Below are 11,726 nucleotides of genomic sequence, written 5' to 3'. Positions count from 1 at the left end.
CTTAATAAATGTCTATCATCCTTTATCTTATCGGATATTTTTTAAAGATCTCATTGGAGCGCATCAGGATATCAACATATTGTGCCCGCTGGTAAGCATATGGATCTTTGATATTCACCTTCGCCAATTTACCTTTGAAATCAGCCAGGGATTGATATTTTTTCAATTTCATCCATTCTTCTATTTCCTCCAGGATTTTTCCGATCTGTCTTGGCCCATGTTTGTAAATAGTACTGACTACCTGGACGCAATCGGCACCAGCTATGATCATTTTAATTACATCTTTGCCTGTAAAAATACCTGTGTTGCTGCAAATATTGCCTTTTATGTTACTGTAAAGCAACCCGGCAAATCGAAGCGGAAGGCGGTTATCTTCCTCATTACTTAACATATAGGGGTAATGTAAACCTTCTTTATCAAGATCGATATCCGGTTGAAATAAACGGTTAAAAAGGACAAAGCCATCAGCCCCTTTTTTATCCAACTCCCCGATACAATAAAGCGGATTCGTATAAAAAGGGCTTAACTTTACACTGACCGGTATTTTCACAGCTTTTTTCACTCCTTCAAGCGTATCAAGTTGTTCCTGAAGGATTGAGTTATCGTCAATGTCGAATTCTCTCGGGACAGCATAAAAATTAAGTTCGATAGCATCGACACCGGTTTCCTCGATCTTTTTGGCATACTCATACCAGGTGTCATCGTAAACAGCATTAAGGCTGGCGATAAGAGGTATCTTCAGTGATTGTTTGGCTTTTGCAAGATGTAAAAGAAAATCTTCAGGGCCGGTATCCACGCTAGCCGGGAACATTGAGCTCATCTCGGCATGGCGGGTCCCATAATCCTCTTCCGCCTGATAGTTCTCCAGGTTTTCCAGTTGGATTTGTTCTTCAAATAATGATTTATAAACGATGGCTGAGGCACCTGCCTCTTCAAGTTTCTTCAAAAAATTCAGGTCGGTAACCAGGTTACTGGCCCCCACGATGATTGGATTTTTAAGCTTGAGGCCCAGATATGTCGTTGAAAGATCCATAATTAATCATTTTAAATTTTAACACCTTTTAGGGTCGTAAAAATAGATAAACCTGCCTATATAAACAAGGAATTTTTTTTGAGAAGAAATCGTCAAACGTTATTCCTTGAAAAAGTATCAGTTTTCTGGATAGATCATGGGTATAAAAATGGTTCAGAAAGTTAATCTAAAATGGTTATAAATTAGACCTTTGACGACCGATTTTAGACGGCCTGTCCGTCCGGGTACATATTATTTAGTAATTTCGTGCTGATTTTTTAAGGACGATAATATTATCTTAAAGCATTAAAATATAACTTGTTATGAAAAATAAAAAGTTTACAACCTGCGATGGTAATTACGCTGCAGCGCATGTGGCTTATATGTTCAGTGAGCTGGCTGCGATCTATCCGATCACTCCTTCTTCTACCATGGCGGAATATGTTGATGAATGGGCTGCTTATGGCCGTAAAAATATATTTGGAGATACATTAAAGGTTGCCGAAATGCAATCGGAGGCCGGGGCAGCGGGTGCTGTTCATGGTTCGCTTCAGTCAGGGGTATTGACCACGACTTTCACTGCTTCGCAGGGATTGTTACTTATGATCCCGAATATGTACAAGATTTCAGGTGAATTACTCCCGGGCGTCTTCCATGTTAGTGCCAGAAGTCTTGCAGCTCATGCCCTTTCCATTTTTGGTGATCACAGTGATGTGATGAGCACGAGGCAGACTGGATTCGCGATGCTGGCTACAGGCAGTGTGCAGGAAATCATGGATATTGCCGCTATAGCCCATCTGGTGGCGATCAAGTCAAGGATACCTTTCCTGCATTTCTTTGATGGCTTCAGGACTTCTCATGAAATCCAGAAAGTTGAATATTTTGAAAATGAAGATATGGCCAAACTTCTGGATTTTGAAGCAGTCCAGGCTTTCAGGAACCGGGCCCTCAACCCGGAACACCCCGTTACCCGTGGTACTGCTCAAAATCCCGATATTTACTTCCAGGCCAGGGAAGCCGGGAACCGGTTCTATCATCCGATACCTGACTTTGTGGAATCCTATATGCAGGAAATAACCAAACTGACCGGCAGGGAATATCATCCTTTTGTTTATTATGGAGCGCCGGATGCAGCAAACATTATCATTGCCATGGGATCGGTTACCGAAACGGTGAAGGAAACCATCGATTACCTGGTTGGAAAAGGAGAAAAGGTTGGACTGGTCACTGTTCATCTATACCGCCCGTTCTCAGAAAAATATTTCCTGAATGTCCTTCCTAAATCAGTGAAGCGGATTGCCGTCCTTGATCGCACTAAAGAGCCAGGTGCCAATGGAGAACCTCTTTACCTTGATATTAAGGATATTTTCTATGGCAAAAAAGATGCCCCTCTAGTGGTCGGTGGCCGTTACGGGCTGAGTTCCAAGGATACAACTCCTTCAATGATTATCTCCGTGTTTGAAAATCTTAAGCTAAATGAACCGAAAAACAGGTTCACTGTGGGTATCGTGGATGATGTAACCTTTACTTCGCTTCCAATACTGTCAGAGTTCAGTGTCGTGCCAAAAGGTACTTTCGAAGGAAAATTCTATGGATTAGGTTCCGATGGAACGGTCGGCGCCAATAAAAACTCCATCAAAATCATAGGTGATAATACCGACAAATATTGTCAGGCTTATTTTGCCTATGATTCAAAGAAATCCGGCGGTATCACCACTTCTCATCTCCGTTTCGGCGACAAACCCATCAGGTCAACTTACCTGGTCACTACACCCGATTTTGTTGCCTGCCATGTTCCTTCCTACCTTGATAAATATAATATGATGAAAGGGTTGAAAAAGGGAGGGACTTTCCTGCTAAACAGCATTTGGGACGTTGAAGAAACGAAAACCAAACTGCCGGATTCTATGAAAAAATACCTGGCAGAAAACGATATTAATTTTTACATCATCAACGCGACTAAAATTGCTGAGGAAATAGGATTGGGCAACCGAACCAATACCATCATGCAATCGGCATTTTTCAGGATTTCAGGTGTTATCCCTTATGAGCTTGCCGGGGAAGAAATGAAGAGAATGATCCGGAAATCATTCGGAAATAAGGGAGAAGAGATTGTTAAGATGAATAATGCAGCTGTTGATGCAGGTGCTGCTGTCATTAAGGTTGAAGTCCCTGTGGCTTGGAAAAAGCTGGATGGAGTAGATAAGAAAGAGGAACCAGATGTCCCTGATTTTATTAAGAATTTTGCCATTCCGGTTAATCAAATGAAAGGCGATGATTTACCGGTAAGCGCTTTCCTCGACCGGGAAGACGGCACCTTCATGCCAGGGACCACTGAATTTGAAAAAAGAGGTATTGCGGTCAATGTCCCGGAATGGCAGGTTGAGCATTGCATCCAATGTAATCAATGCGCTTATGTTTGCCCCCACGCCTGTATCAGACCATTTTTGATTTCGGACGAGGAATTGAAGAATGCCCCTGAAGGGACACATACGCAGGAGACCAAGGGTAAACTCGCCGGCTATCATTTCCGTATCCAGGTCAGCGTGCTTGATTGCACCGGTTGTGGAAATTGTGCGGATAACTGCCCGTCCAAAGAAAAGGCGCTCGTCATGGAGCCGCTGGAAACCCAGCTGGGAGAAGTCGGAAGATGGGATTACATCTCAAAGAATGTCACCTACAAAGATAACATTGTTCCAAAAGAACAATCTGTTAAGAACAGTCAGTTTGCACAGCCGCTGTTCGAATTCTCCGGTGCATGCGCCGGTTGCGGAGAAACCCCTTACATCAAGGTAATTACCCAATTATATGGAGAACGGATGATCGTCGCTAATGCAACGGGATGTTCCTCGATCTATGGCGGGTCTGCACCCTCAACTCCTTACCGGCCAAATAATATCAGTGGTCATGGTCCGGCCTGGGCAAACTCTTTGTTTGAAGATAATGCCGAATATGGCTATGGTGTGTCGATTGGTGTCAGTAAGCTCAGGGAAAGGATTGCAATGAGGATGAAGGATGCCATGAAGGTTGGCTTGCCTGAAAATCTGAAGGCTGCCTATCAGGAATGGATTGATAGTATGTTATCGGCAGAAGGTTCCGGAGAGGCTTCCAAAAAGCTTATCCCGTTGCTGGAAAAGACGAAAGACCCTATAGCGGCCGAAATACTCAGTTTAAAGCAGTACCTGGTGAAAAAATCGATTTGGATTTTCGGTGGAGACGGATGGGCCTATGATATCGGTTATGGCGGACTTGACCATGTCCTGGCCTCTGGCGAAGACCTCAATGTCCTGGTTCTTGACACAGAAGTTTACTCCAACACAGGCGGGCAGGCTTCAAAATCAACACCGGCCGGGGCTGTGGCTAAATTTGCTGCGTCCGGCAAGAAGATCCGGAAAAAAGACCTTGGGTTGATGGCTATCAGCTATGGTTACGTTTATGTGGCCCAGGTAGCCATGGGCGCCAGCCAGAACCAATATTTCAAGGCTCTCAAAGAAGCGGAAGCTTACCCGGGACCTTCCCTTATTATTGCTTATTCTCCCTGTATCAATCATGGCATCCGTAATGGGATGGGGAGGACACAATACGAACAGGAGCTTGCGGTTAATGCAGGTTACTGGCAGCTTTACCGCTATAATCCATTGCTGGAAGCTGAAGGCAAGAATCCGTTCCAACTAGACTCCAAAGAACCTGACTGGAATCAGTTCCAGGGATTCCTCGACGGGGAAGTACGTTATGCTTCTTTGAAGAAATCTTTCCCGAGCGAAGCGGCCCGTTTGGATGCTTTGGCAGAACAAAATGCCAGGTGGAGGTTTGAAACCTACAGACGGTTGGCGACCATGGAATATTCGGTGAAGTAAAGCCTTTAAGGCTTGAACACAAAGTTGCTTATAACCACTCTTGCAGCCACCGGTTTTCCATCACGTTCAGCAGGTTTCCACATTCCACTCATCAGCTTCACAACACGGACCACCTCCTGGTCAGTAGCATTGTCAAGGGAATAAAGGATCCGGATATCCTTTACTGTACCATCTGTATCCACAGTGAATTCTACGATTACTCTGCCTGAGATATAATTTTTTGCAGACACTTCGGGATATTTAAGATGCATTTTAATAAAATCATCCAGCCCCTTTTCTCCACCTTTAAATTCGGGCGGGTTTTCGACTATTACAAATTTTTCATCAGCAGCATTGTTATCCTCTACAACCATTTCATAACTGATATTACTTTCAGCGCTGGCTTTATTGTTCATTACTGCAGATACGCCACCGACACATCTTCCGACAGCATAATTACTGACTCCCTGTGGCAACGGCAAGGGCTGCCTGATCGTGATGTTGTTTCCTTCAGTGTTCCTTATTTCCGAATCTATTGCAATGAAGGAAGTGTGCCTCGTGAGAAGGTTGTATTCCAGGCCGAGAGCTATAACTTGGTCTTCAACGTCTTGACCCTCATAGCCGGAATTTGCAAGATCGTCCAGCATCATGATCTTTTCCCTGGCCCAAAGGTACCTTAAGCCTGAATTAGCATCGTCGGGCCGGATAGAAGCCAGATCAATGCGCGTTTCCACATCTTCACGGCCTCCTTTTCCGGTTACAACGATTTTTCCTTTTGGGATTCCCTTATATTTTCCGAAAATTATGACCGGCCTTTCCGAAAACACATCCGGGTATGATTCCTGGGCGAGGTCATAAGCATCAAAATCGTTAAAGGATATTTTGATATCAGTTAATACCGGATTTGATATGTATTTCCGGAATTTAGCTGCCGACTTACCTGCTTCTTCCTCTTTGGTAACTACGAAAGGTTCGCCTTGCCCGGCATGAGCCAGGCCTTCAATAAGATACCTGTTCACCCCGGTTCCGATTCCGAATGCGAAGAAATTGGCTTCACCGAGGCTCCTGCGGACCAGGTCAAATACTTCTTTCTCAACTGTGACATATCCATCTGTAGCGATGATAAAAGTCCGGGAATATCCTTCAGTTCCTGGAAGACTGAGTGCTTTCTTCATAGCCGGTAAAAGTTCAGTGCCTCCGCCGCCATTCTCTTTTTCGATGAACCTGATGGCTGACGCAAGATTTTCTTTTACAGCCGGTAATGATTTTTCAGCCATTATTTCAGATCCCCCGGCAAACAGGATCACGTTGAACCGGTCAGTTGGCTTTAGCCCGCTGATCAGGTCAGTCAGCAGCTTTTTAGAGATATCGATCGGGTAACCATTCATAGAGCCGGAAACATCCATGATAAAGATATACTCCCGCGGCGGGATCATCTCGGGCGACACGCGGTCTGGCGGCTGCACCATGGCCAGGAAGAAATTCTCCTTGTCCCCCTGGAACAGAAGAACCCCTGTCTCAATCTTCTGACCGGCTAAACGATATTTCAAGATGAAATCGCGGTTTCCGCCAAATTTTTCCAAAGGTGAAAGATTGACTGAAGCTCTCGACAATCCGCTGTAATTGATTTCAGTTTGATGCGAAGGGCATTTAATGTCTTTAAGCGCCATCCCGCCTGTGAGATTAACTTTAATATCAACTTCATAAAGCGGTGCTATTCCTTCTGTGGTATAAGGATTAGCATTCCAGCCTTCTCCGGCAGAGGCAATTTCATTCGCACTACCGCTGTAACGTGGTCCAACCACGGTCGGGTACACAAATTGATAAATCCTGTCGACCGGGACCAGGGCTTCAGTATATTTCAATTCAACGCGGACCTGGTCGCCGGGCATGATATTGGCAACATTCATCGTAAATACATTGGGGCGCTCCTGTTCCAGCAGCGAAGCGCTTTGCCCGTTGTTCTTAGCCTGTTCATATTCCTGCCTGGCTTTTTCCCTTTCCTGGATCCGTGCGACGATCACCCTTTCACCGATGGTCATAACCATGGAATAGACAGCAGCCTGGGTGGAGGCCGGAAAAACATAAATGGCTTCAATAGGTTTTTTACCTTCATTGGTGTATTTCTGTGTAATAGTTACATCGGCAATAACACCGGCAATATTGACTTTGGCGCTGGTAGACTTAAGCGGAAGACGGTCAGTCTCAGGATCATCAGATTGAATATAGAAATATGGGGAAAGGGTTTTGTCTTCCGGAGACGAGAGGATCTGACCGGAAATATATAGTACTGACGTCAAGAGAAATAATAGTGTAACGATTGATACGATCGGTTTCATGACTTTAATATTTAGTGTTATTGTAAAGTAAATCTGATTGGCAGGCTAAAACTCACCCTGACCGGTTTATTCCTTTGGAATCCAGGACTCCAATCAGGCATTGCAGAAACGACCCTGTAGGCTTCATCAGAAAGCAACTGATCTGGAGACCTAACAATTAGGATATCAGAGAGGCTGCCGTCTTTTTCAACCACAAAACTTAAATGTACTATGCCCTGAATGTTGGCCTCCCTGGCTATTTTGGGATATACCATGTTATTTCTGAGAAACTCGTACATTGCCGGAAGACCACCTGGAAATTCAGGCATTTTTTCCACTACGCAGAAGATGGTATCTTCCTTAGGATCTGAAGGCTCTTCCGGAAGCCTTAATATTTCGGGGATGACAGAGTTGCCATCAGCGCCCGCATCAAAGGACGGCAAGTCGTCAGTGATTGCAACGGGTTTATCTATAATGTTGATGGTGTAAATTGGCTTTGGATCGGGTGGGGGAGGAGGCAGTTTCCGCTGCTGCGTATTGACCGGCAGAAGCTCATCAATCTCTTCCCATTTTGAACCAAAGTTTAATGAAACGCTTTTTTCATTTGTCTGCCATTCAAAAGCAAGCAGGCTGACAGCCAGCGCAACGATGAACCCGATACGGAGAAAAATCCCCTTTTTAATTTCCAGGTTCGCCCGGTTTGATTTTTTGCTTTCCATTTTTATAAGATTTTAAAAGGTTATCTTTACCATTGGATGCAGGGATATTTAATTTTCCATAAAATGGGAACATTAAAACAACCAAAAGACTGGAGGCTTTACATGGTACCATATTTGTTTCTTCTATTTTAAACCGTTCCCGATATGTTTATCAGGTTTATGCGAAAACAGGATAAACCGGACTTTCATGAACTCCCGGATCATGAGCTGATTCTGAAATATCGTGTAAACGCTGATCCTGAGATAATCGCCTTGCTTTTCCAGCGCTATGCCCATCTGGTTTACGGTGTCTGTCTGAAATATCTGAATGATAAGGATGGTGCAAAAGATGCAGTGATGGAGATCTTTGAAGGATTAATGGAAGATATTCTCCGGCATGAGATACGAAATTTTAAAAGCTGGTTGCATTCGGTTACCCGGAATCATTGCCTTATGATGTTAAGAAAGGCCAAACCTGTGAGGATGGAAATGGCGGAAGAAAAAAATGATGGGGTATTTATGGAAATTCCGGGGGAATTGCATCAAGAAGTAGAATTGGAAGAATATACACTGAAGGAGCTGGAATCGGCAATGGTAACTTTGAAAGAACCACAACGGCGATGCATTGAATTAGTATATTTAATGGATAAATCATACATGGAAGTATGCGATATCACCGGATACTCCATAAACGAAGTAAAGAGCCACGTCCAGAATGGAAAACGAAACCTGAAGATCAGACTAGAATCACGAAATGTCGGAAAAATATAATATATCATCCCTGTTTGATGTGTCGGGCAACCTGACCCTCAACGCGATGGAGCGTTACCTTCGAAATGAACTCAGTCCTGCAGAACGGATTCTGGTAGAAAAGCATCTTGCCAAATCTGATTTCGACTGTGAAGCGCTTGAAGGAATGCAAAATTATGGTTCAAGTGATCTCAGACAGGAAGTTGAGGATTTGCAGGCAGATTTGCTCTTTGTTGCAGGGAAAAGGGCGAAGACCGGCAATTCGCGGATTTCACGTATGAAATATTGGTATGCTGCAGCCGGTCTGGCAGGTCTTATCGGCTTGTCGGTGCTGATGTTCTTCATGTTCCGCGGTCCGATCGAAAAATCTCAATTGGCAGTAATGCAGCCTGATACTATTATTGATGAAATTGTTCCAATTACAGAGCAAGCAGTAAAGAATCCGGTCCAAATATCGGAAGATATTCAGAAAAATATGCCTCAAAATGAAATCAATTCCCCGATAAAACCTGTCCAGGAACAGTCATCCGGATCTATTGAAGTTGCCGCAGTATCTTTGCCGCCAGTGATTAATCAGGAAGTTATTGCATTTAACCAGCCCGTTGAAGTAGCCGAAGAGATAGTTGAGGTAGTAAATGATGATTTGATAATTGAAGAATATATTGTTGGCGGGGTGGTTATCACTAATGATAAAGATTACACTGAGGAAAAGCTTGACAGAAGCGAAAAGAAAGGTTCCACTCAAAATATTGTACAGTCAAAAAGTGCAATTGCTGAAGATAATAGTGAAATGTCTGATCTTGAATCTGATGCTCAGATATTCATGGTTGTCGAGTCTATGCCTGAATTTCCGGGTGGAGATTCCGCTTTGTACCGGTTTTTAACTGAAAATATTCATTATCCCGATTCAACAAAAAAGGCGGGCATCCAGGGAAGAGTTTTTATGACATTTGCGGTCAATAAAGATGGTTCTATTTCAGATGTACAGGTACTTAGAGGCATTGGCGGCGGCTGCGATGAAGAAGCATTAAGAGTGGTAAAATCAATGCCAAACTGGATACCCGGCAAGCAAAGGGGTAAACCGGTCCGGGTGCAATATAACCTGCCAATAAAATTCAGCTTGAAGTAATTTTGCCCGGAAATGACTTATTTTGTAAAAACCTACTCAAAGGTTTATCATTGATTAGAAAAAAATTGACAAATGAAATTAAAAGTAATTATTCACGAAGCTGAAGAAGGTGGATATTGGGCTGAAGTCCCTTCCCTTCCGGGTTGTGCTTCACAAGGCGAGTCGATGGTAGACCTGATAAATAACCTTTATGATGCTGTTGAAGGCTGTTTATCTGTCGACATGAAGAATATTCAACTTGAGAACAAGGATACCGTGATGGAATTGGCAGTTTGATTATGAAAACCATCAGCGGGAATGTTAATGTCCTCCGGGGAATTTAATCAATTGTTTCCTTTTTTGCTGCAAGACTATAACCGCTACAATATCTTGGAATCCGATGATGAGTGAACCGTCGCATTAAATCGAAATGGTATGAGATGCGCATCCCGCAAGTTATTGCCAGCTGGAACGTTTCCCGATTAGAGGCAGGGTATTATTCTATATTTTCTAATGTTTTCCGAAGCACAATCCGCACAATTATTTAATTCTAATATTCTAAAATACCCTTCTGCATATTTCTTAATGCCAAGAAAATTTAGCGCTAAAATACGAACACGAATTATATCATAATTTATTTTGGAACTATCAATTTTATCTTCAGTCCATTTCTTTTTAGTATAAAAAGTGTAATGATCCTGTTTATGCCTCAATAAGATGATTTCATTTTTCGCCAATTCCAAAGTCTTAACTTTATCATTATTGAAATGCATAGCAGTTACTTCACATTTAATTTCAACAATATTTCTATGAATTATATTCCCGTTCTCAATTTTTATATTCAATCTCTCAACATTTTCTTTTAATGATTTATCAGTATCACTTAAATAAACACATATTAAAAATCTAGGATGAAAAAAATAGAGAATAGAAAATCCTAATGCAAATACCGATGCAATTAACCCAAAAATTTCAAGGTAAGATTTACATGGTACGGAAATTAAAGATAAATGTTCCATAGATTTGAGTTTCGTTGTTAATAATGCCTTGCATCTAACACCTCATACCCTCTTTCCCTGCATTCATATATATTCCAATAGGCATAAGGGTGGGTAATATTATTTTAAATCCTTGTAAAGATATGATTTATTTGACTAATTTTAGAAAAAGTGTTGCACTTACTACTTGAATTTATAGATTTGGCAAAGTAAAGAAAATAGTAACTCGAGAGACTGACTGGTATCTCTTACTGCTTCGATAGAGACTCTACAATGAACGAACACAACAAAGTTACACATTGGGGGGGCGCTCCCGACCACCGCAAATCAATGTAGGGCGGTCTCCGCATAATGCGTTGAAATATCCATTTACAAATAGCCTGGCTAATAACCTACTATAATTTCTTTATTTCTTTCAATAAACCTTTTTCATCTTTATTTGGTTTTTAGAAAATATAATGGGGGTTAACAATTATTTAATACCACCTCATCCGTCGCGAAATAAAAAGCTCTGTGTTCAATGTAAAAAAGAGTGTTGTAGAGGTTCTTAGGAATTTTCATTTTTTTAATAACCTCAGAAAACAAATTACATTGTTCTGGATTAATCCAAAATAATGATATCAAGACGTTAGTCAATAGTTATTTGTACCTTTAAAGATTCTAAACCAAAAACCAGGCCTTATGAAAATATTATCTCTGGTATTATCAATTCTTTTATTTATCCAGATATCGGCTTCATCGCAATCCTGCTTACCGGAAGGCATCACATTTACCACACAGACTCAAATCGATTATTTTCAAAGCCTTTATCCAGGGTGTACGCAAATTGAGGGAGATGTTACAATTATTGAAACAAACATCACCAATTTAAACGGCTTGATTTACTACTCCCCATTTTTTAGACCACGAATTCACTTTTCTTAATTGAATTTATTAACTCTATTTGTATTGATATTGCTGTTAATTTCGGGAAATAACTCGAAGAGTTATTCTCGATATTAACAGC

Annotated in this window: 8 protein-coding genes; 4 read left to right on the top strand and 4 right to left on the bottom strand. The window is 42.1% G+C overall.

Annotation, left to right across the window (positions count from 1 at the left end):
* Positions 1 to 22 precede the first annotated feature (22 nt).
* A complete protein-coding gene (locus tag M0Q51_00040) occupies positions 23 to 1,033 on the bottom strand; it encodes a dihydroorotate dehydrogenase-like protein (GenBank protein ID MCK9398367.1) in 1,011 nt (336 codons plus the stop codon).
* A gap of 302 nt (positions 1,034 to 1,335) precedes the next feature.
* On the opposite strand from M0Q51_00040, the gene nifJ reads away from it, so the two are divergent.
* On the top strand, positions 1,336 to 4,869 hold the full coding sequence (nifJ, locus tag M0Q51_00035; GenBank protein ID MCK9398366.1) for a pyruvate:ferredoxin (flavodoxin) oxidoreductase: 3,534 nt from the start codon (positions 1,336 to 1,338) through the stop codon (positions 4,867 to 4,869).
* A 5-nt stretch (positions 4,870 to 4,874) separates the two neighbouring features.
* Here the strand turns inward: nifJ and M0Q51_00030 are convergent, their stop codons facing one another.
* Positions 4,875 to 7,187, bottom strand: a complete 2,313-nt coding sequence (locus M0Q51_00030; protein MCK9398365.1) for a TonB family protein — start codon at positions 7,185 to 7,187, stop codon at positions 4,875 to 4,877.
* A gap of 17 nt (positions 7,188 to 7,204) precedes the next feature.
* Positions 7,205 to 7,885, bottom strand: coding sequence for an energy transducer TonB (locus M0Q51_00025; protein MCK9398364.1), 681 nt, complete (start codon positions 7,883 to 7,885; stop codon positions 7,205 to 7,207).
* A gap of 144 nt (positions 7,886 to 8,029) precedes the next feature.
* On the opposite strand from M0Q51_00025, the gene M0Q51_00020 reads away from it, so the two are divergent.
* From M0Q51_00020 to M0Q51_00010, 3 genes are all read left to right on the top strand, one after another.
* Positions 8,030 to 8,635: a sigma-70 family RNA polymerase sigma factor gene (locus tag M0Q51_00020; GenBank protein ID MCK9398363.1), complete on the top strand. Its 606-nt coding sequence runs from the start codon at positions 8,030 to 8,032 to the stop codon at positions 8,633 to 8,635.
* Positions 8,619 to 9,743, top strand: coding sequence for a TonB family protein (locus M0Q51_00015; protein ID MCK9398362.1), 1,125 nt, complete (start codon positions 8,619 to 8,621; stop codon positions 9,741 to 9,743). The genes M0Q51_00020 and M0Q51_00015 overlap by 17 nt, the downstream gene beginning before the upstream one ends.
* Positions 9,744 to 9,815: 72 nt before the next feature.
* Positions 9,816 to 10,019 carry a type II toxin-antitoxin system HicB family antitoxin gene (locus M0Q51_00010; protein ID MCK9398361.1) on the top strand — a complete coding sequence of 68 codons (204 nt, stop codon included), beginning with the start codon at positions 9,816 to 9,818 and terminating at the stop codon, positions 10,017 to 10,019.
* 185 nt (positions 10,020 to 10,204) lie between these two features.
* Here M0Q51_00010 and M0Q51_00005 read toward each other — a convergent pair whose 3' ends face one another.
* Positions 10,205 to 10,741 (bottom strand): hypothetical protein, encoded by a 537-nt coding sequence (locus M0Q51_00005; GenBank protein ID MCK9398360.1) that lies wholly within the window; start codon positions 10,739 to 10,741, stop codon positions 10,205 to 10,207.
* Between the last annotated feature and the right edge of the window lie 985 nt (positions 10,742 to 11,726).

It is taken from the genome of Bacteroidales bacterium, from assembly GCA_023229505.1.
Lineage (GTDB): Bacteria > Bacteroidota > Bacteroidia > Bacteroidales > JAGOPY01 > JAGOPY01.
This window is presented reverse-complemented; position numbering and strand designations above follow the sequence as displayed.